General features: G+C 61.1%; 31 protein-coding genes. 14 read left to right on the forward strand and 17 right to left on the reverse strand.

The genetic code is table 11. The features are described 5' to 3' along the window. Positions 1-65: 65 nt before the first annotated feature. From DOM27_RS05760 to zapE, 5 genes are all read right to left on the reverse strand, one after another. On the reverse strand, positions 66-560 hold the full coding sequence (locus DOM27_RS05760; RefSeq protein ID WP_110655111.1) for a ClpXP protease specificity-enhancing factor: 495 nt from the start codon (positions 558-560) through the stop codon (positions 66-68). A gap of 36 nt (positions 561-596) precedes the next feature. Next, complete coding sequence (locus DOM27_RS05765; RefSeq protein WP_075563123.1) at positions 597-1,223, reverse strand: glutathione S-transferase N-terminal domain-containing protein; 627 nt, start codon at positions 1,221-1,223, stop codon at positions 597-599. 164 nt (positions 1,224-1,387) lie between these two features. Further along, complete coding sequence (gene rpsI / locus DOM27_RS05770) at positions 1,388-1,777, reverse strand: 30S ribosomal protein S9 (RefSeq protein ID WP_110655112.1); 390 nt, start codon at positions 1,775-1,777, stop codon at positions 1,388-1,390. Between the two features lie 12 nt (positions 1,778-1,789). After that, on the reverse strand, positions 1,790-2,218 hold the full coding sequence (gene rplM, locus DOM27_RS05775; RefSeq protein WP_110655113.1) for a 50S ribosomal protein L13: 429 nt from the start codon (positions 2,216-2,218) through the stop codon (positions 1,790-1,792). Between the two features lie 194 nt (positions 2,219-2,412). Beyond that, positions 2,413-3,606: a cell division protein ZapE gene (gene zapE, locus DOM27_RS05780; RefSeq protein WP_245392606.1), complete on the reverse strand. Its 1,194-nt coding sequence runs from the start codon at positions 3,604-3,606 to the stop codon at positions 2,413-2,415. A 175-nt stretch (positions 3,607-3,781) separates the two neighbouring features. Here zapE and DOM27_RS05785 point away from each other — a divergent pair, with 175 nt between their 5' ends. After that, positions 3,782-4,237, forward strand: a complete 456-nt coding sequence (locus DOM27_RS05785; RefSeq protein WP_110655114.1) for a Z-ring associated ZapG family protein — start codon at positions 3,782-3,784, stop codon at positions 4,235-4,237. A gap of 151 nt (positions 4,238-4,388) precedes the next feature. Here DOM27_RS05785 and DOM27_RS05790 read toward each other — a convergent pair whose 3' ends face one another. Then, complete coding sequence (locus DOM27_RS05790; RefSeq protein ID WP_110655115.1) at positions 4,389-5,147, reverse strand: Nif3-like dinuclear metal center hexameric protein; 759 nt, start codon at positions 5,145-5,147, stop codon at positions 4,389-4,391. A 277-nt stretch (positions 5,148-5,424) separates the two neighbouring features. Between DOM27_RS05790 and DOM27_RS05795 the strand changes: the two genes are divergently transcribed. Then, positions 5,425-6,798 (forward strand): Do family serine endopeptidase, encoded by a 1,374-nt coding sequence (locus DOM27_RS05795; RefSeq protein WP_110655116.1) that lies wholly within the window; start codon positions 5,425-5,427, stop codon positions 6,796-6,798. Between the two features lie 88 nt (positions 6,799-6,886). Here the strand turns inward: DOM27_RS05795 and hisD are convergent, their stop codons facing one another. From hisD to DOM27_RS05840, 9 genes are all read right to left on the reverse strand, one after another. Beyond that, positions 6,887-8,197, reverse strand: coding sequence for a histidinol dehydrogenase (hisD, locus tag DOM27_RS05800; RefSeq protein WP_110655117.1), 1,311 nt, complete (start codon positions 8,195-8,197; stop codon positions 6,887-6,889). A 74-nt stretch (positions 8,198-8,271) separates the two neighbouring features. After that, positions 8,272-8,922, reverse strand: coding sequence for an ATP phosphoribosyltransferase (gene hisG, locus DOM27_RS05805; protein WP_110655118.1), 651 nt, complete (start codon positions 8,920-8,922; stop codon positions 8,272-8,274). Between the two features lie 18 nt (positions 8,923-8,940). After that, positions 8,941-10,203 (reverse strand): UDP-N-acetylglucosamine 1-carboxyvinyltransferase, encoded by a 1,263-nt coding sequence (gene murA, locus DOM27_RS05810; RefSeq protein WP_110655119.1) that lies wholly within the window; start codon positions 10,201-10,203, stop codon positions 8,941-8,943. Between the two features lie 73 nt (positions 10,204-10,276). Beyond that, complete coding sequence (locus tag DOM27_RS05815) at positions 10,277-10,531, reverse strand: BolA family protein (protein WP_110655120.1); 255 nt, start codon at positions 10,529-10,531, stop codon at positions 10,277-10,279. Positions 10,532-10,687: 156 nt separating this feature from the next. Further along, positions 10,688-11,044: an STAS domain-containing protein gene (locus tag DOM27_RS05820; protein ID WP_245392613.1), complete on the reverse strand. Its 357-nt coding sequence runs from the start codon at positions 11,042-11,044 to the stop codon at positions 10,688-10,690. A gap of 2 nt (positions 11,045-11,046) precedes the next feature. After that, entirely contained in the window at positions 11,047-11,676 is a 630-nt protein-coding gene (locus tag DOM27_RS05825) for an MlaC/ttg2D family ABC transporter substrate-binding protein (protein WP_110655122.1), read from the reverse strand. Between the two features lie 176 nt (positions 11,677-11,852). Beyond that, positions 11,853-12,314 carry an outer membrane lipid asymmetry maintenance protein MlaD gene (gene mlaD / locus DOM27_RS05830; RefSeq protein ID WP_110655123.1) on the reverse strand — a complete coding sequence of 154 codons (462 nt, stop codon included), beginning with the start codon at positions 12,312-12,314 and terminating at the stop codon, positions 11,853-11,855. Beyond that, the gene (gene mlaE, locus DOM27_RS05835; RefSeq protein WP_110655124.1) at positions 12,311-13,093 is read right to left on the reverse strand and encodes a lipid asymmetry maintenance ABC transporter permease subunit MlaE; all 783 of its coding nucleotides are present in this window, start codon (positions 13,091-13,093) and stop codon (positions 12,311-12,313) included. Before mlaE ends, mlaD begins: the two co-directional genes overlap by 4 nt. Further along, positions 13,090-13,905, reverse strand: coding sequence for an ATP-binding cassette domain-containing protein (locus tag DOM27_RS05840; RefSeq protein WP_110655125.1), 816 nt, complete (start codon positions 13,903-13,905; stop codon positions 13,090-13,092). Before DOM27_RS05840 ends, mlaE begins: the two co-directional genes overlap by 4 nt. A 195-nt stretch (positions 13,906-14,100) precedes the next feature. Between DOM27_RS05840 and DOM27_RS05845 the strand changes: the two genes are divergently transcribed. The 11 genes from DOM27_RS05845 (at position 14,101) to DOM27_RS05895 (ending at position 22,968) form a co-directional block, all read left to right on the forward strand. Beyond that, complete coding sequence (locus tag DOM27_RS05845; protein ID WP_110655126.1) at positions 14,101-15,111, forward strand: KpsF/GutQ family sugar-phosphate isomerase; 1,011 nt, start codon at positions 14,101-14,103, stop codon at positions 15,109-15,111. Positions 15,112-15,322: 211 nt separating this feature from the next. Beyond that, positions 15,323-15,934 (forward strand): LPS export ABC transporter periplasmic protein LptC, encoded by a 612-nt coding sequence (gene lptC / locus DOM27_RS05850; RefSeq protein WP_110655127.1) that lies wholly within the window; start codon positions 15,323-15,325, stop codon positions 15,932-15,934. Then, positions 15,931-16,461: a lipopolysaccharide transport periplasmic protein LptA gene (gene lptA / locus DOM27_RS05855; RefSeq protein WP_110655128.1), complete on the forward strand. Its 531-nt coding sequence runs from the start codon at positions 15,931-15,933 to the stop codon at positions 16,459-16,461. The genes lptC and lptA overlap by 4 nt, the downstream gene beginning before the upstream one ends. 124 nt (positions 16,462-16,585) lie before the next feature. Then, positions 16,586-17,311 carry an LPS export ABC transporter ATP-binding protein gene (gene lptB / locus DOM27_RS05860; protein ID WP_110655129.1) on the forward strand — a complete coding sequence of 242 codons (726 nt, stop codon included), beginning with the start codon at positions 16,586-16,588 and terminating at the stop codon, positions 17,309-17,311. A 170-nt stretch (positions 17,312-17,481) separates the two neighbouring features. Then, positions 17,482-18,915 (forward strand): RNA polymerase factor sigma-54, encoded by a 1,434-nt coding sequence (locus DOM27_RS05865; protein ID WP_110655130.1) that lies wholly within the window; start codon positions 17,482-17,484, stop codon positions 18,913-18,915. Between the two features lie 118 nt (positions 18,916-19,033). Then, positions 19,034-19,342, forward strand: a complete 309-nt coding sequence (hpf, locus tag DOM27_RS05870; RefSeq protein ID WP_075563104.1) for a ribosome hibernation-promoting factor, HPF/YfiA family — start codon at positions 19,034-19,036, stop codon at positions 19,340-19,342. A 9-nt stretch (positions 19,343-19,351) separates the two neighbouring features. Beyond that, positions 19,352-19,828, forward strand: a complete 477-nt coding sequence (locus tag DOM27_RS05875; RefSeq protein WP_110655169.1) for a PTS sugar transporter subunit IIA — start codon at positions 19,352-19,354, stop codon at positions 19,826-19,828. A gap of 18 nt (positions 19,829-19,846) precedes the next feature. After that, entirely contained in the window at positions 19,847-20,788 is a 942-nt protein-coding gene (rapZ, locus tag DOM27_RS05880) for an RNase adapter RapZ (RefSeq protein ID WP_110655131.1), read from the forward strand. Further along, the gene (locus DOM27_RS05885) at positions 20,775-21,044 is read left to right on the forward strand and encodes an HPr family phosphocarrier protein (RefSeq protein ID WP_110655132.1); all 270 of its coding nucleotides are present in this window, start codon (positions 20,775-20,777) and stop codon (positions 21,042-21,044) included. Before rapZ ends, DOM27_RS05885 begins: the two co-directional genes overlap by 14 nt. A 116-nt stretch (positions 21,045-21,160) precedes the next feature. After that, on the forward strand, positions 21,161-22,516 hold the full coding sequence (gene mgtE / locus DOM27_RS05890; protein WP_110655133.1) for a magnesium transporter: 1,356 nt from the start codon (positions 21,161-21,163) through the stop codon (positions 22,514-22,516). 62 nt (positions 22,517-22,578) lie between these two features. After that, a complete protein-coding gene (locus DOM27_RS05895; protein WP_110655134.1) occupies positions 22,579-22,968 on the forward strand; it encodes an acyl-CoA thioesterase in 390 nt (129 codons plus the stop codon). A gap of 28 nt (positions 22,969-22,996) precedes the next feature. Here the strand turns inward: DOM27_RS05895 and pmbA are convergent, their stop codons facing one another. Further along, positions 22,997-24,337: a metalloprotease PmbA gene (gene pmbA, locus DOM27_RS05900; RefSeq protein ID WP_110655135.1), complete on the reverse strand. Its 1,341-nt coding sequence runs from the start codon at positions 24,335-24,337 to the stop codon at positions 22,997-22,999. 216 nt (positions 24,338-24,553) lie between these two features. On the opposite strand from pmbA, the gene yjgA reads away from it, so the two are divergent. Beyond that, on the forward strand, positions 24,554-25,069 hold the full coding sequence (yjgA, locus tag DOM27_RS05905) for a ribosome biogenesis factor YjgA (RefSeq protein ID WP_110655170.1): 516 nt from the start codon (positions 24,554-24,556) through the stop codon (positions 25,067-25,069). 81 nt (positions 25,070-25,150) lie between these two features. Here the strand turns inward: yjgA and tldD are convergent, their stop codons facing one another. Continuing rightward, on the reverse strand, positions 25,151-26,614 hold the full coding sequence (tldD, locus tag DOM27_RS05910; protein ID WP_245392607.1) for a metalloprotease TldD: 1,464 nt from the start codon (positions 26,612-26,614) through the stop codon (positions 25,151-25,153). Positions 26,615-26,698: the final 84 nt, after the last annotated feature.

The following is a 26,698-nucleotide window of genomic DNA, read 5'->3' on the forward strand; positions in this document are numbered from 1 at the left end:
GGCTTTTTTAATGCTTTGACGTTTGACGAACGCCGATGAAATCACGGCGCTGACAAAAGCAGAGCCTACTTGACGATGCGCAAGGACGGCTTGCCTTTTTCGGGACGATCCGAGCGGGCATCATTCGTTTCAGCCGCGGATTCGGATGACTCGACAGCATCCTCTTCCACACGACTGTCGACGCTCTCCAGCGTAGGCCGCCCCTCGTCTTCCAGCGCGGCATCCTCCTCACTGGCGAAGCTCGGCATGACTGGCTCCTGACCGAAAACCATGCCAACGCCGTTTTCACGAGCATAGATCGCGATCAAGGCATCCATCGGCACGACGACCTGCATTGGCTGGCCGCTGAATCGGGCCCCGAAGGTGACCGCCACGTTGTCGATGGACAGATCCCGTACCGCCGCCGGTGCGATATTCAGCACGATTTGGCCGTTCTGCACGAACTGCTGCGGAACCCTGACATCGGGCTTTCCGGCATCGACCACGACATAAGGCGTCTGCTCGTTATCCAGCAGCCACTCATAGAGGGCTCGCGCCAGATAGGGACGGCTAGTCAGCATGTCATCTCCTCTCGGGCAGCTATCGACACGGCCGTGTCAGCTACGCATTTCACGTTCGGATTCGGATAGTGACACCTTGAAAGCATCACGCGCGAAGACGCGCTCCATATAGCTTACCAGCGGGGCGACCTGCTTTTCGGGCAGCTCAACGCCCAGCGCCGGCAAGCGCCAGAGAATCGGCGCGATGCAGCAATCCACCAGCGTGAACTCTTCGCTCATGAAAAACGGCATGTCTTCGAAAATCGGCGAAATTCCCGTCAGACTCTCGCGCAGTTCCTTGCGCGCCTTCTCCGCATCCTTCTTGGAGCCCTGCTGAATCTGCTCGACCAGAGGGCACCATTCGCGCTCGATACGGTGCATCCAGAGGCGACTCTGCGCACGCGCCACCGGGTAAACCGGCAACAACGGCGGATGCGGGAAACGCTCGTCGAGATACTCCATCATGACCTTGGACTCGTACAGCACCAGATCACGATCCAGTAGCGTGGGCACGCTGTTGTACGGATTCAGATCCGCCAGTTCGGCGTTGTGCTCGTCGGCTGAGACTTCCAGGATATCGACGGCCACGCCCTTTTCTGCCAACACGATTCTGACGCGATGGCTGAAATGATCATCACTACCGGAGTAAAAGATCATCGACGATCGCTTGGCCACTACACCCATGAAACTTTCCTCGCATTAATTCAATGGCCAATGGTAACACGACGGGTAACCCGGCTGGGTTTCCGCCGCAACCACGGGAAGCACAAATGCCCATACGCATCGTACCAACGACAAAACGCCCGACTGAGTAAGTCGGGCGTTGAGCGCAGACGCGACCCGCAGGATCAGCGCTTGGAGAACTGCGGACGACGACGAGCTTTGCGCAGACCCACTTTCTTACGCTCGACTTCACGAGCGTCGCGGGTCACGTAACCGGCCGCACGCAGCGGACGACGCAACTCTTCGTTGTATTCCATCAGCGCGCGCGTGATGCCGTGACGAATCGCACCGGCCTGAGCGGAACCACCGCCACCCTTGACCGTGACGTAGACGTCGAACTGACCAGTGGTCTCGGTCAGTTCCAGCGGCTGACGCACGACCATCTGTGCGGTAACGCGGCCAAAGAACTCATTCAGCTCGCGGTCGTTGACGGTGATCTTGCCGGTACCCGGCTTGAGAAACACACGAGCGGTAGAAGTCTTGCGGCGCCCGGTGCCGTAATACTGTTGTGCCATGACGGATTACCCTCAGATGTTCAGTTCTTGCGGCTGCTGCGCGGCGTGCGGATGCTCGGTACCGGCATACACCTTGAGCTTGGCGTGCATGGCACGACCCAGCGGCCCTTTGGGCAGCATGCCCTTGACGGCGGTTTCGATGACACGTTCCGGCGCATGGTCGATCAGCTTCTCGAACGACATGGTGCGCAGACCGCCCGGGTAACCGGTGTGACGATAATAGGTCTTGGCTTGCGCCTTGTTGCCGGTCACATGCACTTTCTCGGCGTTGACGACGACGATGTAATCGCCAGTGTCAACGTGCGGGGTGTATTCCGCTTTGTGTTTGCCACGCAGACGGCGTGCGATTTCTGTCGCCAGGCGACCGAGCGTCTTGCCCGTCGCGTCAACGACATACCAATCGCGCTCCACGGTATGCGGCTTGGCACTGAACGTCTTCATGAGTGTTTCACCAAATAAGCGTATTTGGGCGTCGAAGCCAATGCTTCTCGGCCATCCCTATTTTTCTTGGGTTACCGATCATGCTTGAGCCAAAAACGGCGGCCGACATGGCGGTAACGGATCGAGAGCGCGCATTGTACACGAGCCGAATGAACGACGAAAGATCGACTTGCGCTTTTGCTGCACCCCCCGGATCAAGGCTTGTGCGCCAGCGCCAGGTAATCGCGAGACTGCATTTCCTGCAGGCGCGACAGCGTACGCTCGAATTCGAAGCTGAGGTTGTCGCCGGTGTAAAGCGACTCGATGTCGGTCTCGGCGGAAAGCAGCAACTTGACGGCACGATCATAGAACTCGTCGACCATGCTGATGAAACGCCTTGCCTGATCGTCGCTGTTCGCGCTCATCCGTGGCACATCGGAGACCAGCACGGTATGAAATTCCCGGGATAGTTCGATGTAATCGTTCTGGCTGCGAGGCCCATCGCAAAGCATCTTGAAATCGAACCACACCACGCCTTCGTGAAGCCGAAGAGCTTTCAGCTCACGATGATTGATCGTCAGCGAGGCATTCTCGCGGCCCGCGTTGCCCGCCACCGAGCGAAAGCTCTTCGCTAGCAGCTGCTCGGCCTCGGCATCCAGCGGCGAATGGAAGATTTCGACCTGCTCGAGTGCCCGCAGGCGATAATCCACGCCGGAATCGACGTTGACCACCTCGCAGTGCCGCTTAAGCAGATCGATCGCCGGCAGAAACCGGGTCCGCTGCAGGCCGTCCTTGTAGAGATCGCCCGGCACGATATTGGAAGTCGCCACCAGTACGACGCCCTGCGCGAACAGCGCCTCCATCAGATTGCCGAGGATCATCGCGTCGGTGATGTCCTTGACGTAGAACTCGTCGAAACAGATGACACGCGCCTCGCCGGCAAATGTGGCGGCAATCTGGGTCAGCGGATTTTTCTCGCCCTTGTGAATTTCGAGCTCACGGTGCACTCGCTGCATGAAGCGATTGAAGTGCGTGCGCATCTTGCTATCGAACGGCAGCGACTCGTAGAAAACATCGACCAGATAGGTCTTGCCGCGGCCGACGCCGCCCCAGAAGTAGAGCCCCATCACACGCGGCTCCCCACTCGCTTCCGGCTCCGATGACTTACGCTTGCCGAATAGCCCCGCCATCTTGGACAGCTTCGACTCCCCCGGCGCCGAGGATGACGGCTTCGGCGCCGGCGTCCGCGCAAGGTCATCATAGAGACGTTGCAAATGCTTGACCGCATTCTCCTGCGCGGCGTCATGGCTGAAATCATCGCGCTCGAGGTCGGCGCGATAGCGGGACATCGGCGTCATGGCGCTTTTCATCGTATCAGGATCGGACGTCGCAGACTGGGGAGAACTCATGGCGGTATCGTGACCTCACGTCGGGACAGGTGGCGCGATTATACGCTTCGACGAAAGTCTTGACAGGGGGGCACGCGCAAGCAAGGTTTGACCCGAGAGCCAAGCAGATCGATATAATGGCCCTGCAAAGACCTACAGGACAGGTCGTGCCGGGCACGACGACGAGGAGCGCACTGTGAACGAAAGCAATATCGACTGGATTCTGGCCATCGCCTGCTTCCTGGCGGGCATCGGTATCGGCGCCCTTTGTTATCATTTGATGAATGCCAATGTGGCCCGCAATCAGAAAGTGCGGCAACGCCTGGCCGAGACCGAACTCGAACTCAATCAGGTCAAGGACGGGCTCAATGATCACTTCGCCAAGGTAGCCGACCTGGCAGCCAGCATTCAGCGCCAGAGCCACGACCTAGAACTACATCTGGTTCAGGGCGCGGACAAGCTGGTCGACGACCTGAAGCTGAAGCGCCGCCTGCACGGCCAACAGGAAGAGAGCGAGGAGATCGACGCACCCGAGGTCCCACGTGATTACGCCGACGGCACCGGCGGCACGCTTGCCGAGGATTACGGCATTCGGCAACGTCATAACGCCGGCCGGCAGCAGGAAGACTCGCCTCAGCCGCCCCGCTACTGACGCCATTAGCGCTATCGGCGCCAGCAATCCTGCAGGTGCCACCCACACGACCGCGCCATCGATATTGCTGGCGCCCTCAACCCGACTGACGCCGCTCACGCTAGCCCGCCACTCGCCGAAAGACCGACGGCGAGCTGGCGGCGGCGGTCACTCATGCCGGATTGTCGATATCGATAAAGCGCTGTTCGATCTCGAACCGATCTGCCAGCCATTGTCCCAACGCCTCGATGCCATCCCGCTCGGTGGCGTGATGACCTGCGGCCAGATAGGTGATGCCGAGTTCTCGTGCCATGTGCGTGGTGCGCTCGGATATCTCGCCGGAGATGAATGCATCGGCACCCGCCTCCGCCGCCAGCGGCAACATGTCCTGTGCCCCGCCCGTGCACCAGGCAACACGGCGAATCACCCCGGCATGCCCCTTGATCAACGTCGGCTGGCGCCCCAATGTGTCCTGGATCCGAGCCGCCAGCGCCTGGCTGTCGAGCTCTACCTCCGGCACACCCATCCATAGCAGCCCCTGCCCCAGCTCGCCATCTAGGCAACGCTCTGCTCGAAAGCCAAGACGTCGCCCCAGACAAGCGTTGTTGCCTAGCGAGACATGCGCGTCCAGAGGCAAGTGGTAAGCCAGAAGATTGAGATCGTTCTGAAGCAAGGTCGCAAAGCGGCGCCGCTTCATACCTGTCACGATTGCAGGCTCGTTTTTCCAGAAATAACCGTGATGAACCAGCACGGCGTCGGCGCGCCAGGCGACCGCCTCGTCCAGCAACGCTTGGCATGCGGTAACACCGGTCACGATTCGGCTGACCGACTCACGCCCCTCGACCTGCAAACCGTTGACGGTGTAGTCCTGGAACGTATCGACACGCAATTCAGTGTCGATAGCCGCCTGCAGCACCTGTCGCGAAACCATACCGCCTCCCAGCGAAAAGCATTGTTGAATGTTACACTTATAGTATGTATCGCCATCGCCTTTACGGCGTGACTGTCATCGAGCTTAGCGTCCTTCTGTCATTAGCACGACAACACGCCGGGCCCGTATTGGTAACTAGGAAGCTGTCACGGCAGAGAGCCGCCTGGCCGAGCCGCCTTATCGTGTCGGCGAGTCATCCCAATGAACGCAACACCACCCTTTTTATCGCCATCGGCTGCCACGAAATAGCCCGACCTCGAGTCCAAGGACCCAGCACATGCGCCGCCATCTCGCTACCTACCTGTGGCCCGCTCTCTGCGGCATTCTGTTATCAATCGTCCTGCTTTATACGTTTCCATCGCTGCTGGGCCGCCAGCAGCCCCGCGGCGCAAACCCGCAAGCTGACACAGCGGCTGCCACGACCGCCGGCGATCGCTCCGCGCCCGAGGTGGTCGATGCCCCGGCGCTGAGTCGCCACGAAGGTCCTGTCAGCTACTCCCGAGCCGTCAATCACGCCGCTCCCGCGGTGGTCAACGTCTACTCGTCCCGCGTGGTCGATACCAATCAGCATCCGCTGATGTCGGATCCTTTCTTCCGACAGTTCTACGGCAAGAACATGCCTCAGCGTCAACGCATGCTGTCGAGTCTCGGTTCCGGGGTCGTGGTCAGCGAAGACGGCTACATCCTCACCAACAACCACGTCATCAGCGATGCCGATGAGATTCAGGTTGCGCTGCGGGATGGCCGGGAAGCCATTGCCCGAGTGATAGGGACCGACCCCGACAGCGACTTAGCGGTGCTCAAGATCGATATGGAGAACCTCCCGGTCATCAAGCTGAGCGACTCCGAAGATATTGCCATCGGTGATGTCACCCTGGCGATCGGCAACCCCTTCGGGGTCGGTCAGACCGTCACCATGGGCATCATCAGTGCGACCGGACGGGACCATCTGGGCCTGAGCCGATATGAGGATTTCATCCAGACCGACGCCGCCATCAATCCGGGCAATTCCGGCGGCGCACTGGTGGATGCCAACGGTTCGCTTATCGGCATCAACACGGCGATTTTCTCGCGCTCCGGCGGCTCTCAAGGCATTGGCTTCGCGATCCCGGCCAATCTGGCACGCAGCATTCTGGACGACATCGTGACTCAGGGCCGAGTCATCCGTGGCTGGCTGGGGCTGGATGCCCAGCAGATGACTCCAGACCTCGCCTCTTCGTTCGGCCTCAAGACCTTGAGCGGCGTCATAATCGCCAATGTGGCACCGGGTGGCCCCAGCGCCGAAGCCGGGCTCCGGCCTGGCGATATTCTGCTGGCGATCGATGGAAAGCCGATTCTCGACCCTAGGGAGACGCAGGTGGACATCGCCGAAATCGCACCCGGTACACGGCTGCCATTGACGATCGTGCGCGGCGGTGAGAAGCGCCAGGTGACCCTGAACGTCGGCGAGCGCCCCCAACCCACCGAAAATCGCGATAGCGCGTCCCGGCAAGCACCGCAATCCGATAGCACTGAGCAACCCGACGCCAATGGATCGGGCACCGATGACAAGAGCCTCGAGGAACCGGGTAAAAACGGCACGAACGGCGACGAGCAGCGTGTCGAAACAACGCCACCGGGTAACGGCGACGACGGCAACGACCAGCCCTAGCTCGGGCCGGCACCCAGACAGGATCGCCGCCTCGAAGGGCGGCGATCGCGGTCATGACGGGGGTGAATCATTGCCAGGCGCGTCATTGCTAACGCTTGAAACGGTTCTCGGCCGATCGTGCGTGAGCGGTCAGTGACTCGCCCCGCGCCAGCACGGAAGCGGTTCGGCCCAGTGTGTCGGCACCCTCCGCCGAACACTGGATCAACGACGAACGTTTCTGGAAGTCGTAGACCCCCAGCGGCGACGAGAAGCGCGCTGTTCCGGAGGTCGGCAGCACGTGATTGGGCCCGGCACAGTAGTCGCCCAGGACTTCTGCCGTGTAGCGTCCCATGAAGATGGCCCCGGCGTGACGCACGCCTTCCGCCATCTCCTGCGGCGCCTCCACGGAAAGTTCCAGGTGCTCTGGCGCGACCCGGTTGATCAGCTCGACCGCCTGCGCCGGCCCATCGCATAGAATCAGCGCCCCACGACGGGCCAGCGACTCGCGAATGATCGCCTCTCGCTCCATCGTCGGCAGCAGACGCTCGATCGAAGCCAGCACGGCATCCAGGTGATCCGCGTCCCACGTCACCAGAATGGCCTGTGCGTCCTCGTCGTGCTCGGCCTGGGAGAACAGGTCCATCGCCAGCCAGTCCGGATCGGTCTTGCCGTCGGAAACCACCAGAATCTCGGACGGCCCCGCGATCATGTCGATACCTACCTGTCCGAAAACTGCCCGCTTGGCGGTAGCGACATAGATGTTGCCGGGCCCGACGATCTTGTCGACCCGCGGTACGGTCTGCGTGCCGTAGGCCAGCGCCGCCACCGCCTGAGCGCCGCCCAACGTGAATACACGATCGACGCCGGCAAGATGCGCAGCGGCCAGCACGAGTTCGTTGACGATGCCATCCGGCGTCGGCACGACCATGATGATTTCCGCCACGCCCGCCACGTGCGCCGGCACCGCGTTCATCAACACGGACGATGGGTAAGCGGCCTTGCCACCGGGGACGTAAATGCCGACCCGGTCGAGCGGCGAAACCTTCTGCCCCAACAGGGTTCCATCCGGCTCGTTGTACTGCCAGGATTCCGGCTTCTGGCGCTGATGATAAGCGCGGATGCGTTCGGCGGCTTGCTGTAGCGCTTCGCGCTGTTCCTGCGGTACCGCGGCGAACGCTGCCGCCAGGCGCTCAGCGCCGATCGCCAGCTCGGACATCGAGCTCACGGAAAGACGATCGAAGCGATTGGTGTATTCGACCACGGCGTCATCGCCGCGCTGACGGACGGCGGCGATAATCTCCGCGACCCGCGAACCGACCTCCTGATCGGAAACCCCTTCCCAGGCCAGCAGCGACTCGAGTCGCGCCTCGAAGTCGACGTCCTGAGTGGTAAGACGGGCTATGGTTGTCATCTGGCTCATCTCTCGATTCTCTCGATTCTCTCTACGTTCGAACGACGCTGTCGATGCCCGTCGCCTGGGGCGCCGGGTTCGTCTCAGACGGCGGTGATACCTCGATCCTGGACCGCCTGACGCAAACGCTCGATCAGCGGACGCAGCCGTTCGTGCTTCATGGTCATCGACGCCTTGTTGACCACCAACCGAGTGCTGATGTTCTCGATCAACTCGCGGGGCGCCATGCCGTTGGCACGCAGCGTATTGCCGGTGTCCACGATATCGACGATTTCATCCGCCAGATTCATCAGCGGCGCCAGCTCCATCGCCCCGTAGAGCTTGATCACCTCGGCCTGAATTCCCTGCTCCGCATAATAGCGGCGCGCCACGTTGACGAACTTCGTCGCCACGCGCCGCCTGGCATGGGCCGGCTCTGCGCCGACGATTCCCGCCGTCATCAGACGGCAACGCGAGATACCCAGATCGAGCGGTTCGTAGAGCCCTTCGGCACCATGCTCCAGCAGCACATCCTTGCCGGCGACGCCAAGGTCGGCTGCCCCCAACTGCACGTAAGTCGGCACATCGACGGCGCGAATGACCACCAGCTTGACGTCGGGCAGGTTGGTATCGAACAGCAGTTTGCGGCTCTTGCCGAAATCGTCCGCCGGCGTGATGCCGGCATCCGCCAGCAGCGGCAAGGTCTCTTCGAGGATACGGCCTTTGGAAAGGGCCAGAATCAGTTGGTTGCTCATGGTCTCTCTAGCCGTCGCTCAACCCGGCACGCGACGAATGCGCGCGCCCAGTAGCTGCAGTTTTTCTTCGATGCACTCGTAACCGCGATCGATGTGATATATCCGGTCGACCATCGTCTCCCCCTGCGCCAGCATCGCCGCGATGACCAGGCTCGCCGAGGCGCGGAGGTCCGTCGCCATGACCGGCGCGCCGGACAGCTTCTCGACGCCGGTCACCACCGCCGTGTTGCCCTCGAGAGCGATATGCGCGCCCATGCGGTTGAGCTCCTGCACGTGCATGAAGCGGTTCTCGAAGATCGTCTCGACCACGGTGCCGGTGCCTTCGGCCACGGCGTTCATCGCCACGAACTGCGCCTGCATGTCGGTCGGAAACGCCGGATACGGCGCCGTGCGCAGATTGACGGCCTTGGGCCGACGCCCGCCCATGTCGAGCTCGATCCAGTCTTCGCCGGTGGTGATGGTCGCGCCGGCTTCCTCGAGCTTGGCCAGCACCGCTTCCAAGATGTCCGAGCGGGTCTTGCGTACGCGAACGCGGCCGCCGGTCGCCGCGGCAGCGACGAGGAACGTTCCGGTTTCGATACGGTCCGGCATGACCTCGTAGTGGCAACCGTGAAGACGCTCGACACCTTCGATGGTGATCGTGTCAGTACCCTGCCCGCGAATGTTGGCGCCCATGGCGATCAGACATTCGGCCAGATCGACGACTTCCGGTTCGCGGGCAGCGTTTTCCAGCACCGTCGTGCCTTCGGCCAGCGTTGCCGCCATCAGCAGGTTCTCGGTGCCGGTCACGGTCACGGTATCGAAAAATATCGTGGCACCCTTGAGCTTGCCGTTCACGCGCGCGCGAATATAGCCGCTTTCGACCGTGATCTCGGCGCCCATCGCCTCGAGCCCGCGGATATGCAGATCCACCGGGCGGGAGCCGATGGCACAGCCGCCCGGCAGCGACACGTCGGCCGTGCCGAAATGTGCCAGCAGCGGGCCTAGCACCAGGATCGAGGCACGCATCTTCTTGACCAGCTCGTAGGGTGCGTGGCAATCACGCACCTGGGAGCCGTCGATCTGAATGCTCATTTTCTCACCCATGACCGGCTCGATGCCCATCCTTCCGAGCAACTCGAGCGTCGTGGTGATGTCCTGAAGATGTGGCAGGTTGCCGATGGTGACGGGTTCGTCGGCGAGCAACGTCGCCGCCAGGATCGGCAGCGCGGAGTTTTTCGCGCCGCTGGCCCAGACCTCGCCGTCGAGCGGCCCGTTACCGGTGATGATCAGCTTGTCCATGAAGGTTCGCTATAGAATCGAGAGAGATGACCGACCCGAAGGTCCAGAACGACGTTCAGGCGCCTGTTTTGAATCAAGCGCCCAGGTTTTCGGGCGCTGCTTGCCACTGCGCAGGCGTGAAAGTCTTGATGGTGATGGCGTGCAACGCGCCGGACGCGATTTCATCCGATAACGCGCCGTAGATCAGTTGCTGCCGCTTGACCGGGCTCATGCCATCGAAGACATCGCCCACGGCGATCACCTGGAAGTTGCAGCCTTCACCCTGAATATGGAACTCACAGCCGTCGATCTGGTTCTCGAGGCGGCTTTTGACATCGCTGGGTTGCATGACGATCGGGCTCCCTTGTGACAGCTGCGCAGAATGCGCAGGGAAAGCGCCACATGGTAGCGGAAAGCGCCCCGTCTTGGCGATCTTGTCGACAGCCAGAATAAGGCCGGAGGTGACGCCGACGCCGGGGATCGAACTTGGCCGCCGGAGCCTGCGCTAGCGCCGAAGCTCGGCCGACTCGGCGCCGGTGGACTCGACAACCGGCAGCAACGGCGCCAGCTCGGTGATATCCATCAGCCGTTGCAGAGGCAACGACAGCGAGACGCGGCGTAACGTCAGAGAGTGCCGATTGACGCTACGCACCCATACCAGCAGCACGCTGAGGACGGCGCTACTGGCTATCTGCACACCGGTCAGATCGAAGGAGACCTCGGTCTGCTCCGGCTGATCCGCGAGCCAATGCCGGCCCGCCTGGGCCAGCGGGCCGGCGCTGTCGAAGTCCGCCTCGCCGCGAATCGTCAACACGTGTTCGTCGACGACTTCCAGCGTGGCGTCCTTGCGCTCGAGCAGCATGCTCACGCGTCGCCGCCCTTTTCGAGCTCGTCGGTACCTACTTCCGGTGCCCAGTTAGAGATCACCGCGTCGATATCGCGATTGTTGTCTCTCATCGCCTGATCGAACTGATTACGGAACGTCAGGCCGAGGTTGATGCCGTTGACGATCACATTGATTACCTTCCACTGCCCGTCGCTCTGACGCAGCGTGAAGTTGACCGGATAGGTTTCCCCGCCGGTAGAAACGACCTCCATCGCCACCGATGCCTGGTCGTCGTAACGTCCCGCATCCTGGTCTTCCTTCACTCGGAGCGTCTTGTAGTCGAACGTCACTAGGCCTTTGGCATACGTGTCGATCAGCGTCTTGCGAAACACCGTGACGAATTGCGAACGCTGCTCCGGCGTGGCTCCGCGGAAATAGCGGCCCATCACGCTGGCACCGATGTAACGAAAGTCGGCCACGTCCGCCATGTTGGTATCGACGAGCTTCGACAGTTCGCCCTCGTGCTGGGCGTAGTAGTCCTTCTTGCCGTCCAGTTCGGACATCAACGAATCGACGCTTTGCTGAATCACCTGAGTCGGCGATTCCTCCGCCTGGGCCGGGGTCACGAGGCCGGCCAGACACATCGCGACCAGTGTCAGGCTGGCCATGCAGGCGCGACGTATTGCCGTGCCGAAAATCCAGCTGCCTGCGCCCTGGGCAATGCGCTTCGAAGACCTCGATGTAGCCTTCGACTCAACCTCAGACCTTGACTCAACTTCCGAAGGGTATCGTGCGGAAATCATTTTCATCATCGACTCCTTGTCTGCTAACACCTGCGATTGACTCACTTGGACATATTCGACACGAACTGCTGGATGAGCTCCTCGAGCACCAGTGCCTGCTGGGTGTCATGGATGACGTCACCGTCATGCAGCATGTCGGGTGCCCCGCCCACGGTCAGGCCGATGTATTGCTCGCCCAGCAATCCTGACGTCAGGATCGCCGCCGTGGTGTCGTTGGAAAGCTTACCGTCGTACTTCGAGTCCAGCTTCAGGGTGACCTTGGCATCGAACCACTTGGGATCGAGCTGGATATTGGTCACCTCGCCGATGCGCACGCCGGACATGGTAACCTTGGCCTGAGGCCGTAACCCGCCGATGTTGGCGAAGTTCGCGCTCAGCGTGAAGGTGTCGTTGGGCACCCCAACACCCAGACCGCTGACCCTGAGGCCTAGGAACACCAGCCCCAGAATGCCTGCCAGCATGAAAATGCCGACGCCCAGTTCCAGTAAATTGTTGCGCTTCATCCAAGATCTCCAAACATCAACGCGGTGAGCACGAAGTCGAGGCCCAATACCGCCAACGAGGCGTATACCACCGTCCGGGTGGTCGCGCGCGAAATACCTTCCGAGGTGGGAACCAGGTCGTAACCCTGAAACACCGCGATCCATGTCACCACCAGACCGAACACTAGGCTCTTGATCACACCATTGAGCACATCGTCGACGAAGTCGACACTATCCTGCATGTTGCTCCAGTAGGACCCCTTGTAGACGCCCAGCCAATCGACGCCGACCAGGTAACCACCCCAGATGCCGACCACGCCGAAGAGCACGGTCAGGATCGGTAGCGAGACGAACCCCGCCCAGAGTCGCGGGGCAACGATGCGCCTTAGCGGATCGACGCCGATCATCTCCATGCTGGTGAGCTGTTCGGTGGCTTTCATCAAGCCGATCTCGGCCGTCAACGCGGAACCCGCGCGGCCGGCGAAGAGGAGCGCGGCCACCACCGGCGCCAGCTCCCGGACCAGCGACAACGCGACCATCTGGCCCAGCGCCTCGTCCGCACCAAAGCCAACCAGAATGGTAAAGCCCTGCAGTGCCAATACCATCCCGATGAACAGCCCCGACACCAGCACGATCGCCACCGACATCACGCCAACGAAATGCATCTGACGAAGCCAGAGATGAAAGCCCTCGCGGGACGGCAGGCAAAAGATCGATTGAATCAGAAACAGACCGGCCCGACCGATCGAACTCAGCGTGTCCAGGGTGGCCCGACCCAGGGCGGAGATATATCCCGTCATGAAAACTGCCCCGCCGGCGCCAGAATATCGTCGAAGAAATCCGGCGCCGGATAGTGGAACGGCACCGGTCCATCGGGCTCGCCGTGCACAAACTGTTTCACATGGGCGTCATCATTCACGTTCAGTGTCTGCGGCGTACCGTGCGCCATGACCTGGCCGTCGGCGATGATGTAAACGTAATCCGCGATCGACAGCGTCTCCTTGATATCGTGAGAAACCATCACGGCAGTCAGCCCGAGCGCCTGGTTGACCTTCTTGACCAGCTGCACCAGCACGCCCATCGAGATCGGATCCTGACCCACGAATGGCTCGTCGTACAGCACCAGATCGGGATCCAGAGCCACCGCTCGCGCCAGCGCCACACGACGGGCCATACCACCGGAAAGCTCGGACGGCATCAGATGCCGCGCGCCGCGCAACCCTACCGCCTGAAGCTTCATCAGCACGATGTCGCGGATCATGGCATTCGGCAGTTCAGTGTGAACGCGAAGCGGAAAGGCAACGTTCTCGAACACGTCGAGATCAGAGAACAGGGCGCCACTCTGAAATAGCATGCCCATCCGGCGCCGCAGCGTGAACAGCGAACGTCTGGAAAGCTGGTGTACGTCCTGTCCGTCGATGAGAACCTGCCCTCGATCCGGAACCAACTGGCCACCGATCAACTTCAGCAGCGTCGTCTTGCCGGTTCCGCTGGGCCCCATGATAGCGGTTATCTTGCCGAGCGGAATCTGCAGATCGACACCGCGGAAAATGTCGGTGTTGCCGCGGGAAAAGTGCAGATTCTTGACCTCGACCATAATCGGGTCATCCATGCAGCATCCACCAATTCAATGAGATTGATTATCGAACATTGTATCCTAACCTTGGCGGTAGCGACCAGCCGTCACTGAACGACTGTGCTCGCGACCGTTCAAGGGACGAATCCCCGATCAATCGAAGGTATACTCTTGGCCATTGAGTCGGCCCGATAGTGCGACACATCCCATTCCACGACCGATAACCATGCCATGACCGATCCCCGAACCGCTTACGCCGAGACTCCGAGCGAACCCGCTGCATTGGACTTCCGCGCCAGCGCCAGACGCACGCTGACGCTGGAACAACAGGCCATCGGCGAACTGGTGGAGAAGCTCGACGGCTGTTTCGATGCAGCCTGCAGGCTGCTGCTCGACTGCCGAGGGCGCCTGATCGTGACGGGCATGGGCAAGTCAGGTCACATTGCCCGCAAGATGGCGGCAACTTTGGCCAGCACCGGATCTCCCGCTTTCTACGTTCATCCCGGTGAAGCCAGTCATGGCGATCTTGGCATGATCACCAGCGACGACGTGGTGATCGCTCTGTCCAATTCAGGCGAAACCCAGGAGATCACCGGCCTGCTTCCGCTGTTCAAGCGGCTCGGCGCACCGCTGGTCAGTCTGACCGGCCGACCAGCCTCCACACTGGCCCGCTATAGCGACGTTCATATCGACGTCGGCGTCTCTCGCGAAGCCTGTCCTCACGACCTCGCGCCAACCTCTTCCACCACTGCCGCCCTGGCAATGGGCGATGCCCTGGCACTGGCGCTGCTCGAGGCGCGTGGCTTCAGCGCCGAGGACTTTGCCCTTTCCCACCCCGGTGGCACGCTGGGAAAACGCTTGCTGCTGCGGGTTGCCGACCTCATGCATGACGGCAGCCGCCTTCCCAGCGTTGCCACTGGCAGCCCGCTGCGAGAAGCGCTGCTCGAAATGACGCTCAAGGGCATGGGGTTCACCTGCGTCGTCGATGAACGTGGCGTGCTGGCCGGTGTCTATACCGACGGTGACCTGCGCCGAACACTAGACCAACGCGGCGATTTCACACTGCTCCGGGTCGACGACGTCATGACCCGCGGTGGCAAGACGGCGACGCCCGAGATGCTGGCCGCCGAAGCTGTCCGGATCATGGAAGACAATCGCATCACCGCGCTGGCCGTGGTCGAGAACGGCATTCCGGTTGGCGCCCTGCACATGCATGACCTGCTGAGAAGCGGGGTCATCTGAACAGGGTGGCGCCAGGGGTTCGCACTGACTGTTCAAGATCATTCTTTCATCGAACGATCGACCAGAACGCAGATCGGAAGTGGGACCAGAGCTAAACCAGAACACCGATCAGGCGACGATCAGAACCAGTCGATGACCGCTAGACAGATGAAAAAAAGCCGACGAAACGCGCCGTCGATCAAGACGAAACCAACCCATACGAGGAGGCCCCGTGGCCAAGACAGCTAGATTTCAGTCTTCCTGGTGGCGACGCCTCGGCTTACTGGTGCTGTTATTGGCGCTGGGGGGTGGCCTGACCTATCTGGATCAGCGTAGAGAAAATGATAGCGGAGAGACCCTCGGCGATACCGCGGGCGAGCCCGACTACTACCTCGAGGACGCCAGCATGACTCGCTACGATGAGCAGGGTCGTGCATACCAGCGTCTGGAAACGCCGCGCCTGGTGCATACACCGTCCGACGACATTATTCGCACCCAGACACCCCACGGCTACCTGACAGATGACCAGCAGCGCCAATGGCAGGTGACCAGCGATACGGGAATCATGAGTCGTAGCGGCGAACAGCTGACGCTGGAGGGCAATGCGCATCTGGTTCAACCGGAACAGGCCTGGAGCCTGGAAACACAGACGCTGCACTATGATAGCCGTAAAGCTCACGCTTGGAGTGACACCTCCGCCGTGTTGCGTCAGCATGACCAGAGCATGCGTGGCGACCGCTTCGACGCCTGGATCGACGAAGATCGCATGCGCCTGACCGACAACGTGCAGGGACGCCTGCCACAGCAACCCCAGTCACAGCAACCCAAGGATCAAGGATCATGAGGCGAGAACTCGGCCAACTTCTGGTGCTGACGACCCTGGGCATCGCTAGCTTCTCCGCGAACGCGCTGGAAAGCGACGCCAGCGCGCCGATCGAGATCGCTGCGGACCAGCTCGAGATCGATGACCGTCAAGGTACTGCCGTCTATACCGGCGGTGTCGACATGCAGCAGGGCAGCATGCATCTCAAGGCCGCGCGGGTCGACATCCAGCGCGCCGACAACGGCCAGGTCGGCCAGGTTACCGCTAAAGGCGGTGGCGGTGAGCGCGCCTACCTCGAGCAAAAACCAGGGCCGGACGAAGACCTCGTCAAGGGGTGGGGCGATACCGTCGTCTATCATGCTGCCGAAAGGCGTGTGGAGCTGATCGGCCATGCCGAGCTGCATCAGAGCGGCGATACTTTCGACGGCGCCTATGTCGAGTACTACCTCGACTCGCGCCGCGTTCAGGCCCGTGCCGGCCAGGACAGCGAAGGGAACAGCGACGGCCGCGTCCGGATGACGCTGACCCCGCGAGAGCCCTCGCAGTAGCGCCGGAATAGCACCCAGATCCAGATAGCACGAGCCCCGACTCTAGAAGCAACCAGGCCAGATTCTCGCCGTGATCGCGACGGTCTGGCCTGCCCCGCTTCGCGCCGTGACAAGGAACGACTGCATGAAAACGCTAACGGCCGCCAATCTGGCCAAAAGCTACAAGGGGCGCCGCGTCGTCCATGACTTTAGCCTGACGCTGCGCCAAGGCAGCATCGTTGGACTGCTGGGGCCCAACGGGGCCGGCAAGACCACGTCTTTCTACATGATCGTCGGTCTGGTCAAGTCAGATGCAGGAAGCGTCCACATCGATGATCATGACCTCAGTCGCGCTCCGATGCACGACCGCGCACGCGCCGGGATCGGTTACCTGCCGCAGGAGGCCTCGATCTTTCGCAAACTGAGCGTGGCCGATAACATCATGGCCATTCTCGAGACACGCAAGGATCTCGACCGCGCTGGACGCCGCCACCATCTCGAGCAGCTGCTTCATGACTTTCATGTCGACCACATTCGTGACAACCTCGGCATGAGCCTGTCCGGTGGCGAGCGCCGTCGCGTCGAGATCGCCCGGGCACTGGCCACCGAGCCCGCCTTCGTGCTGCTCGATGAACCGTTTGCCGGTGTCGATCCGATTTCGGTCGGCGATATCAAGCGCATCATTCGACAGCTTCGCGACCGCGAGATCGGCGTACTGATCACCGACCACAACGTGCGCGAAACGCTCGATATTTGTGACAACGCGTATATTGTCGGCGATGGCCAGATCATCGCCGAGGGTCGTCCGGACGCCATTCTCGACAACCAGCGCGTCCGTGACGTCTATCTTGGCCACGAATTCCGGTTGTGACCGCCTCCCTGCCGAAATCGCTTACGTGACAGTGGCGACCTTCAGTCTACGCTCCCAAGCCTTCCTGAGTGGCATGCTTCTTGCATTCGATTTTTGCATAAGTCGTTGCATGCCACCAGATCAGCCAGTAACGTGGTTCCCTTCTCGTTGATTGTGACGATCGTCTCTCCATGTCCATGAAGCCCACGCTGCAACTCAGAGTCGGCACTCAGCTGACCATGACGCCTCAACTCCAGCAGGCGATTCAACTACTGCAGCTATCGACGCTCGACCTGTGCCAGGAAATCCAGCAAGCCCTCGAGTCCAACCCGATGCTGGAGCTGGAAGAGCCCTATTCCGAAGAGGACGCTCAGGAAGCATCCGAAGAAGACTGGGCAAGCGACATCCCCGATGAGCTGCCGCTAGACAGCGACTGGAGCGATACTTACCAGGATGCCAACGCGGGTTCGCTCAGCGGCAGCGGTAATAGCGCAGACGCACCCGATTTCGATCGCAACGCTGCCGCCACCAGCCTGCACGACCATCTGTTATGGCAGCTGGCGATGGGGGATTTCGACGATCGCGAGCGCGATCTGGGTGAATGCCTGATCGACGCCATCGGTGATGGCGGCTATCTCACCGGCTCACTCGACGAACTCGCCGCCGGGCTCAGAGTCCATCGCGGCGAAACCGTCAGTACGGCCGACCTCGAACATCTGTTGATGCGCGTGCAGCAGTTCGATCCCACCGGGGTCGGTGCTCGCGATCTGCGTGAGTGTTTACTGCTTCAGCTCGGCACACTGCCAAACGACACGCCACTACTGGCGCAGGCCAAACGACTGGTACGCCAGTTTCTGGAGGCATTGGCCGGCAACGATCGACGCCTCCTAAAGCGGCGCCTGCGTCTGGAAGAAGACGAACTCGACCAAGTCATCGCACTGATCCGCACGCTAGAACCGCGTCCGGGACAGCGCTTCGATACCAGCCGCGATAATTACGTCATCCCCGATCTCGTCGCCGCCCCCTCCCCCGAGGGGTGGCGCATCGAACTCAATGCCGAAGCGCTGCCGCGTCTGCGCATCCAGCCGGACTATGCGGCACTGATCAAACGCGCCGACAAAAGCGATGACAACACCTTTCTGCGCCAGCATCTACAAGAGGCCCGCTGGCTGCTCAAGAGCCTCTCAAGTCGCAACGACACGCTGTTACGCGTCGGCCGCGAGATCATGTCGCGTCAGGTCGATTTCCTCGACCACGGCGAGGAGGCCATGAAGCCGCTGATCCTGGCCGATATCGCCGGTAGCGTCGAGCTGCACGAATCGACGATCTCTCGCGTCACCACTCAGAAATACATTCACACGCCTCGCGGCGCCTTCGAACTGAAATACTTCTTCTCGAGTCAGGTCGGTGGTCAGCGAGGTGACAGCGACAGCTATTCGAGTACCGCGATCCGCGCCCGGCTCAAGAAGCTGATCGGCGAAGAGTCGCCGAAAAAGCCTCTCTCGGACAGCAAATTGGTCGAATTGCTGGCGCAGTCCGAAATCTCCGTTGCCAGACGTACCGTGGCCAAATACCGCGAAGCCATGGGCATCCCCTCCTCCAGCGAACGCAAACGCCTGGCTTGAGTCTGAGCAGAAGATCAACCAGTGCTCGCCAATCTGCCCCAGATCGATCACGATGACTTTGCAGTGCCCTGAAAAGGGTTACAATCAGAAGTGCCATCTGCCGCAACAGGAGTGTGCCATGCAAGTGAACGTTACCGGCCACCACGTCGAGCTGACCGACGCCCTACGGGACTATGTCGGAGAAAAGCTCGTTCGTTTGGAGCGTCACTACGACAACATCACCAATGTTCAGGTCACCCTGAGTGTCGAGAAGGAGCGCCAACAGGCTGCCTGTACCCTGCATGCTGCAGGCGCCGATCTACACGCCGAGGCTAGCGAAACCGATATGTATGCAGCCATCGACTCGCTGGCCGACAAACTCGACCGCCAACTGGTCAAACACAAAGAGAAGGCACAAGCCCGCGCCCAAGGCGCTGGCGCCCGTTAACGCCTGATGATGACACTGGAAAGCATTCTGCCCCCCGAGCGTACCCTTTACGGGGTCACGGGGGGCAGCAAAAAACGTCTGCTGGAATTCTTCAGCACCTTCATCGCCCAAAACACACCCAGCCTGGATAGCCAGGAAGTTTTCAGCCGCCTGATTGGTCGCGAGCGGCTGGGCAGTACGGGAATCGGCAACGGTGTCGCCATTCCTCATGCCCGTAGCCCTCACTGCAAGGTGCCAGTGGCAGGCTTCATGCGTCTCGAAGACGCGATCGACTTCGATGCAATCGATGGCGATCCGGTGGATCTCGTGTTCGTGCTGCTGGTCCCGGAAGAGGCCGACGATGCGCATCTTTCGTTGCTGGCCGAAGTGGCCGGCATCATGAACCAGAGCAGCATCCGCCAGCAGCTGCGCCAAGTCGAGACACAGGCAGCGCTGCACGAAGCGTTGATCGATGCCATCCGCCATCACAACAGTACCGACGGCTAAACCGGGACGAATAAAACCATGCAGCTCGTCATCATCACTGGCCGCTCGGGATCGGGAAAGTCGATTGCCTTGCAGGCGCTGGAGGATCTTGGCTATTACGCCATCGACAATCTTCCTGCAAATCTGTTGGCGCCGCTGATCGACGAGCTGCGTGGCGCTCCACCCTCTAGACCCAACGTCGCTGTCAGTATCGATGCCCGCAATCTCCCGGAATCGCTCGAACGCTTTCCCGCACTTCTGAAGGCGGTACGCGAGCGCGGTATCGATACCCAGGTCGTCTATCTGACCGCCGATGCCAAGATTCTGCTCGAGCGCTACTCAGCCACCCGTCGCCGCCACCCGCTGACTCGCGGTAACGACATGACGCTGGCCGAGGCGATCGATCACGAGGAGGAATACCTCGCGCCGATCCGTCGCATGGCCGACCTGGTGATCGACACCAGAGGGCTGTCGGTACACGATCTGCGGGCACGTATCGGCGAGCAGGTCGCCAAGCACCGGGGTGGGCGCCTGACATTGACCTTCGAGTCTTTCGGGTTCAAACGCGGCGTGCCGCTGGATGCCGACATGGTGTTCGATGCGCGCTGCCTGCCCAATCCATTCTGGGATCCCGGTTTGCGCACTTTTGACGGCCGCGATAAACCGGTTGTCGAATTTCTGGAGTCCTACGCCGATGTCCATGCCATGGCCAGTGACATCCATGCCTGGCTCGATCGCTGGCTGCCGGCCTATCTGGCCAGTCACCGCAGCTATCTGACCCTGGCTATCGGCTGTACCGGGGGTCAGCACCGTTCGGTCTACCTGATCGAACGACTGGCCCACCACTTTCATCACGAAGCCGTCGATACTCGGCTTCGCCATCGCGAGCTCGGTATTCATACCGAGCTTTCGACGGCATCAGCATCGCTGGATGCACCGTCAAAAGAGCCAGGATCACCCAAGCACGATGCCGACACGTGAACTTCGTCTGACCAACCGTCGCGGGCTGCACGCCCGGGCCGCCACCAAACTGGTGCAGTGCTGCCAGCCCTTCGATGTTCGCGTTGCCATTCATCACGGGGAGCGCCGGGCGGATGCCGCCAATATCATGTCCTTGCTGATGCTCGCCGCCCCCTGCGGTACCGCATTGACCGTGATAACCGATGGCGACGAGGAAGACGCCGCCATGGATGCGATTACCGCGTTATTCGAGGCGCGCTTTCACGAGGACGAATAGCGCCGCCCTCCCTAGGCCCGCCTCGTTCGCGAACACTGTTTTTCATCCTCGTCATTTTTCTCGACGATGGTAGAATGCCCATCCCATCGCCAGTCGCTCAAGGATGATCGTTCAGGATGAGCAATAATCCCGAAAAACTGCAGCCCCGGCTGGCAAAGCTTAACGAGGCCCTCGAAAGCGGTGCGCTGGATCAAGCGCGGCGCATGCTCAATCGCGGTCTGGCGCCGGTAGACGTTGCCCACCTGCTCGAATCGACGCCGCCCAAGGAACGCGAGATCCTGTGGGGCTTGCTGGACCCTGATCTTCACGGCGATGTACTGCAGTATCTGGGCGACGACGTCCAGATCGAGTTCCTCAACCGCATGGATGCGGAGCAGCTGCTGACGGCTACTGAAGGTCTCGACGTCGACGATCTCGCCGACCTGCTTCAACAGCTCCCCAATACCGTCATCCAGGAAGTCCTTCAGTCGATGGAGGCGCAGGAGCGCCAGCGAGTCGAGGCCGTCCTCTCCTATCCCGAGGATACCGCCGGCGGCTTGATGAACCCGGACGCGATCACGATCCGACCGGATATCACGCTGGACGTGGTGCTGCGCTATCTGCGCCGCCATGAGCGCCTGCCCGATGCCACGGACACCTTGCTGGTGGTCACGCGTCGCGACGAGCTGATCGGCATTCTGTCGCTGAATCGCCTGCTGGTATCGGATGTTTCGGTACTGGTGCGCGAGGTCATGGAGACCGACTTCCATGCGATCCAGGCCATCGCTTCGGACACCGACGTCGCCACCCTATTCCAGAAGCACGACCTGATTTCGGCACCGGTCGTCGGTATCGATGGCAAGCTGCTCGGCCGTATCACCATCGATGACGTCGTCGACGTCATTCGCGAAGACGCCGAACACCAGGTCATGAGCATGGCCGGCCTCGACGAAGACGAGGATACTTTCGCCCCCGCACTCAAGACGAGCCGCCGCCGTGCGTTCTGGCTAGGCATCAACCTGATAGCGGCAACCATCGTCTCCATCGCCATCGGCTTCTTCGAAGACACCATCCAACAGATTGCCGCCCTCGCGGTCCTCATGCCGATCGTCTCCAGCATGGGCGGCATTGCTGGTTCTCAGACGCTGACCGTACTGATTCGGGGTATTGCACTGGGACACGTTTCCGGGGCCAATGTTCGTTGGCTGCTGGTGCGCGAGCTGCTCGTGGGCATGACCAATGGTCTGATCTGGGCGGTGGTCGTGGGAACGATGTCGGTGTTCCGCTTCGACGACATTCGACTGGGCGAGATCATCGCCATGGCGATGGTGATCAACCTGACCGTCGCGACTCTGGCGGGCACATTGATTCCAGTACTGCTCAAGAAGCTGAAGATCGACCCGGCGCTTTCCGGCGGCGTCCTGCTGACCACCATCACCGATGTCGTGGGCTTCGTCGCCTTCCTGGGATTGGCAACCGTATTTTATCTGTAACGATAGAAGATATTTTTTGGAGTGCCGGTGGCAACAACGAGCATGTCAGCCAGGAGCAGCACATGAATTTTCATACTCGCAAATGGATCAAGCCCGAGGATCTCAACCCCAACGGATCTCTGTTCGGCGGCAGTCTGTTGCGCTGGATCGACGAAGAAGCGGCGATCTACGCCATCATCCAGTTGGGTAACGCCCAGGTGGTGACCAAGTACATCTCCGAGATCAACTTTGTCTCCAGCGCCCGCCAGGGCGACATCATCGAGCTCGGCATCACCGCCACGCATTTCGGCACCAGTTCGATCACGCTGGAGTGTCACGTTCGCAACAAGATCACGCGCAAGAGCATTCTGACGATCGACAAGATGGTCTTCGTCAATCTGGGCGAGGATGGGACCCCGGCAGCCCATGGGCGCACCGAGATCACCTATATCAAGGACCGACTCGACGGCTGAGGTGGTTCACAGCCTTAGCCGTGTGACCCTATTGCCCCGCGATGGTCATCGAGTCCAGCAGCCAGCTGCCGGTCTGGATGCTGCCCCTTCGATCGATGTCGTCACCGATGCCTTGCAGCCCGGCAAACATCTCGCGCAGGTTGCCCGCCACCGTGAACTCCTCGACCGGATGAGAAATCCGACCGTTCTCGATCCAGAAGCCCGCCGCCCCGCGCGAATAGTCACCGGTCACCGGATTAAGGCCCTGCCCCATCATCTCGGTGACCAGAATACCCGTACCCATCTGCTGCATCAGGCTCTCCAGCGACGTCGTCGGCGCCTGAATGCGCACGTTACGCGCACCACCAGCGTTGCCGGTAGTCTGCAACCCCAGCCGGCGGGCACTGTAGGCCGACAACATGTAGCTCGCCAGCTTGCCGCGATCAATGAAAACGTTGTCGCGGGTCGCTACGCCATCGCCGTCGAACGCCGCGCTCGCCATGCCTCCGATCTCGCGCGGATGCTCGCTCAGCGAAAACCATTCGGGGAACAACGTCTCGCCCAGTTGATCACAGAGAAACGAGGATTCCCTGTAAAGGGCGCCACCAGCGATGCTGTTGAGCAGATTGCCGACCAGACTGCGCGCCATGTCCGGTGCCAGCAGTACCGGCAGCCGACCGGTCTTCGGCCGCTGACCACCCAATCGGCGCAACGTCCGTTCGGCCGCGCTGACGCCCACTGATTCCGGGCTGGCCAGATCACCGGCCTTGCGCGCGGTGGTGAAATCATGATCGCGCTGCATACCATCGCCACTGCCGCCGATCAACAGGCAGGAGAGTGAGTGTCGTGTACCCCGCTTGCTACCCAGGAACCCATGGCTGTTGGCATACACCGTGACGACCTCGGAGGAGGACAAACTCGCCCCCTCGGAGTTGGTGATCCCGGTCCGCTCGCGCCCGGCATTTTCGCAACGCAGCGCCAGCTCGATCGCCTCGTCGGTGCTCAGCGCCCAGGGATGATGCAGCCCCAGATCCGGCAAGTCGGTTGCCATGAGCTCGGCCTCCGCAAGCCCTGAGGCCGGATCTTCCCCCGTGTAACGTGCAATCGAGATCGCCTTCTCGACGACCGCGCGAAGGGACGCATCGCTGGCGTCCGACGACGACGCATTACCCTTGCGATTGCCGACGTAAACGGTGACCGCGATACCCTGATCGCGAGACAGCTCCACGGTTTCGGTCTCGCCGAGACGTACGCTCACACCCAGTCCCTGATCGACGCTGGCGCCGACCTCACAGGCATCCGCTCCCATCTGTCTCGCGAGGTCCAGCGCCATGCTGGCGCGTTCCTCGAGACGCGACTGCTGCGACTCGGCATTGAAGGCTTGGCTCATCTCAAACTCCTGATTCGTAAACTCGGATCATAGACACGACAGTAAAAAACCTAAAAAACGGGATTAGACAGCTGCAGTCATTCCACCGGCTTCGGTCAAGGAGACTTCGTCACCGACGCCATACGCACTGATTCGCGCACCAAACGGGCAACAGGCGTGGGCGAGTCGAATCACGCTGATATACTGCAGCCCTCATTTATCGCTTGGGTCAAAAACATGGGTAAAAAATCGGATAACGACACGACCTTCGAGGACGAAGCGACACCCAGCAGAAGCCAGCTCAAACGCGAAATGCAGGAACTGCAGGCACTGGGCGAACGCATCATTGCGCTGGACCCCGCCGTCCGCGCCCGGCTACCCCTTTCCGATGACATGCGCGAGGCCGTCGAGGAAACCGGACGCGTCCGCTCCCACGAAGGCCGGCGCCGCCACATGCAATATGTGGGTAAGGTAATGCGCAAGGAGGACCGGGACGCGATCCGAGACGCCTTCGAAGAGATCGACAATGAACACGTGCAGCGCAATGCCGCTTTCCATCGGCTCGAACACGAGCGCGATCGGTTGATCGATGACGACGAAGCGCTAGAGCCGTTCATCGAAGCGCATCCGCAGGTCGATCGCCAGGCCCTGCGCCAGCTGATCCGCAACGCCCGTCGCGAAAAAGAGCGAGGCAAACCGCCCGCCAGCTCGCGCAAGCTGTTCCAGTTGATCAGAGACACTGCCGGACTTTAATCTCGAGACCCGACGTGGCCGAGCAACACGTAAGCGAACCGGTGGTCAGCAACGCGTGGGCGAAGCGCGGGCCCGTCGGTATCAGGACGCCGTCCCGCCGACAGTAATCTCGTCGAGCTTCAGCGTCGGCTGGCCCACGCCCACCGGAACGCCCTGACCTTCCTTGCCGCAGACGCCGATGCCGCTGTCCAGCGCCATATCGTTGCCGATCATCGAGATATGCGACATCGCCTCGGGGCCGTTGCCGATCAGCGTGGCGCCCTTGACCGGCGCCGTGATCCTGCCATCCTCGATCAGATACGCTTCGGATGCCGAGAACACGAACTTGCCCGAGGTGATGTCCACTTGGCCACCGCCGAAGCTGACCGCATAAATCCCTTTCTTGACGCTCCTGACGATCTCTTCCGGGTCATCCTTGCCCGCCAGCATCAAAGTATTGGTCATGCGTGGCATGGTGACGTGGGCATAGGATTCACGCCGCGCGTTACCGGTGGGCTTCATGCCCATCAGTCGTGCATTGAGCTTGTCCTGCATGTAGCCGGTGAGAATACCGTCCTCGATCAGTGGCGTGCATTGCCCCGGCGTTCCCTCGTCATCGATGCTGAGCGACCCTCGACAATCGCTGAGCGTGGCGTCGTCGACGACCGTGACGCCCTTGGCGGCCACCTGCTCACCCATCCGACCGGCAAAGGAAGAGCTGCCCTTGCGATTGAAATCTCCTTCGAGGCCGTGGCCCACGGCCTCGTGCAGCAGAATGCCCGGCCAACCGTTGGCCAGTACCACCGGCATCTGCCCTGCCGGGGCAGAGACCGCGTCCAGATTCACCAACGCCTGACGCACCGCTTCTCTGGCGTAGGTATCGGCGACGTTTTCGTCGCGTAGCCGTTCCATCGCATAGCGACCGCCGCCACCGGCACTGCCGCGTTCACGACGCCCTTCTTTGGCCACGATCACGTTGACGTTGAAGCGTACCAGCGGACGAATATCCGCCGCGAGCGTACCGTCGCTGGCACACACCAGCACCACCTCGTGCACGCCGGTCAACGAGGCGCTGACCTGGATCACCGAGGGATCAGCAGCCCGTGCCACGCGATCCGCCTGCTTGAGCATGGCGATCTTGTCTTCGGCACTCAATCCGCTCAGCGGATCGATACCTTGGTAGCGAGACGTCGCCGTCGCAAGCTGGATCGGCGACGGTTTACGCCGGTCACCACTTCGGGCGATGCCGGAAGCCGTACGCCCGGTGTCCAGCAACGCATCCTGGCTGATCTGGCTGGAGTAGGCGAAACCGGTCTTCTCGCCGGAGAGCGAGCGCACGCCAACTCCGCCATCGATGCTGTAACTGGCGTCCTTGACTTCGCCATCCTCCAGCACCCACATCTCGTGCCAAGTGCGCTGGAAAAAGAGATCGGCGTAGTCGATGCCAACGCCCATGGCGTGGCCCAGGCCGACATCCAGCGATGCCACGTCGAGCCCCCCGGGGGCCAGCAGCAGCGCCGATGCCTGCTTGAGAGTGTCATCACTCATCGTTTCAATAGAATCCATACCGTTCTAATTTCCTTAGCTTTTTAGTGCGGATACCGGCCTATCCAGCCCTTGGCGAACACCAGTCGGGGCTGCTGAGGCATC

Source organism: Salinicola halimionae, assembly GCF_003206065.1.
Lineage (GTDB): Bacteria > Pseudomonadota > Gammaproteobacteria > Pseudomonadales > Halomonadaceae > Salinicola > Salinicola halimionae.

What these genes read in the sequence shown, in the direction of transcription:
- DOM27_RS05760 (WP_110655111.1), bottom strand. Translation starts at nt 560, where the DNA reads ATGCTGACTAGCCGTCCCTATCTGGCGCGAGCCCTCTATGAGTGGCTG.
- DOM27_RS05765 (WP_075563123.1), bottom strand. Translation starts at nt 1,223, where the DNA reads ATGGGTGTAGTGGCCAAGCGATCGTCGATGATCTTTTACTCCGGTAGT.
- rpsI (WP_110655112.1), bottom strand. Translation starts at nt 1,777, where the DNA reads ATGGCACAACAGTATTACGGCACCGGGCGCCGCAAGACTTCTACCGCT.
- rplM (WP_110655113.1), bottom strand. Translation starts at nt 2,218, where the DNA reads ATGAAGACGTTCAGTGCCAAGCCGCATACCGTGGAGCGCGATTGGTAT.
- zapE (WP_245392606.1), bottom strand. Translation starts at nt 3,606, where the DNA reads ATGAGTTCTCCCCAGTCTGCGACGTCCGATCCTGATACGATGAAAAGC.
- DOM27_RS05790 (WP_110655115.1), bottom strand. Translation starts at nt 5,147, where the DNA reads ATGGTTTCGCGACAGGTGCTGCAGGCGGCTATCGACACTGAATTGCGT.
- DOM27_RS05795 (WP_110655116.1), top strand. Translation starts at nt 5,425, where the DNA reads ATGCGCCGCCATCTCGCTACCTACCTGTGGCCCGCTCTCTGCGGCATT.
- hisD (WP_110655117.1), bottom strand. Translation starts at nt 8,197, where the DNA reads ATGAGCCAGATGACAACCATAGCCCGTCTTACCACTCAGGACGTCGAC.
- hisG (WP_110655118.1), bottom strand. Translation starts at nt 8,922, where the DNA reads ATGAGCAACCAACTGATTCTGGCCCTTTCCAAAGGCCGTATCCTCGAA.
- murA (WP_110655119.1), bottom strand. Translation starts at nt 10,203, where the DNA reads ATGGACAAGCTGATCATCACCGGTAACGGGCCGCTCGACGGCGAGGTC.
- DOM27_RS05815 (WP_110655120.1), bottom strand. Translation starts at nt 10,531, where the DNA reads ATGCAACCCAGCGATGTCAAAAGCCGCCTCGAGAACCAGATCGACGGC.
- DOM27_RS05820 (WP_245392613.1), bottom strand. Translation starts at nt 11,044, where the DNA reads ATGCTGCTCGAGCGCAAGGACGCCACGCTGGAAGTCGTCGACGAACAC.
- DOM27_RS05825 (WP_110655122.1), bottom strand. Translation starts at nt 11,676, where the DNA reads ATGGCCAGCCTGACACTGGTCGCGATGTGTCTGGCCGGCCTCGTGACC.
- mlaD (WP_110655123.1), bottom strand. Translation starts at nt 12,314, where the DNA reads ATGAAGCGCAACAATTTACTGGAACTGGGCGTCGGCATTTTCATGCTG.
- mlaE (WP_110655124.1), bottom strand. Translation starts at nt 13,093, where the DNA reads ATGACGGGATATATCTCCGCCCTGGGTCGGGCCACCCTGGACACGCTG.
- DOM27_RS05840 (WP_110655125.1), bottom strand. Translation starts at nt 13,905, where the DNA reads ATGGATGACCCGATTATGGTCGAGGTCAAGAATCTGCACTTTTCCCGC.
- DOM27_RS05845 (WP_110655126.1), top strand. Translation starts at nt 14,101, where the DNA reads ATGACCGATCCCCGAACCGCTTACGCCGAGACTCCGAGCGAACCCGCT.
- lptA (WP_110655128.1), top strand. Translation starts at nt 15,931, where the DNA reads ATGAGGCGAGAACTCGGCCAACTTCTGGTGCTGACGACCCTGGGCATC.
- lptB (WP_110655129.1), top strand. Translation starts at nt 16,586, where the DNA reads ATGAAAACGCTAACGGCCGCCAATCTGGCCAAAAGCTACAAGGGGCGC.
- DOM27_RS05865 (WP_110655130.1), top strand. Translation starts at nt 17,482, where the DNA reads ATGTCCATGAAGCCCACGCTGCAACTCAGAGTCGGCACTCAGCTGACC.
- hpf (WP_075563104.1), top strand. Translation starts at nt 19,034, where the DNA reads ATGCAAGTGAACGTTACCGGCCACCACGTCGAGCTGACCGACGCCCTA.
- DOM27_RS05875 (WP_110655169.1), top strand. Translation starts at nt 19,352, where the DNA reads ATGACACTGGAAAGCATTCTGCCCCCCGAGCGTACCCTTTACGGGGTC.
- rapZ (WP_110655131.1), top strand. Translation starts at nt 19,847, where the DNA reads ATGCAGCTCGTCATCATCACTGGCCGCTCGGGATCGGGAAAGTCGATT.
- DOM27_RS05885 (WP_110655132.1), top strand. Translation starts at nt 20,775, where the DNA reads ATGCCGACACGTGAACTTCGTCTGACCAACCGTCGCGGGCTGCACGCC.
- mgtE (WP_110655133.1), top strand. Translation starts at nt 21,161, where the DNA reads ATGAGCAATAATCCCGAAAAACTGCAGCCCCGGCTGGCAAAGCTTAAC.
- DOM27_RS05895 (WP_110655134.1), top strand. Translation starts at nt 22,579, where the DNA reads ATGAATTTTCATACTCGCAAATGGATCAAGCCCGAGGATCTCAACCCC.
- pmbA (WP_110655135.1), bottom strand. Translation starts at nt 24,337, where the DNA reads ATGAGCCAAGCCTTCAATGCCGAGTCGCAGCAGTCGCGTCTCGAGGAA.
- yjgA (WP_110655170.1), top strand. Translation starts at nt 24,554, where the DNA reads ATGGGTAAAAAATCGGATAACGACACGACCTTCGAGGACGAAGCGACA.
- tldD (WP_245392607.1), bottom strand. Translation starts at nt 26,614, where the DNA reads ATGGATTCTATTGAAACGATGAGTGATGACACTCTCAAGCAGGCATCG.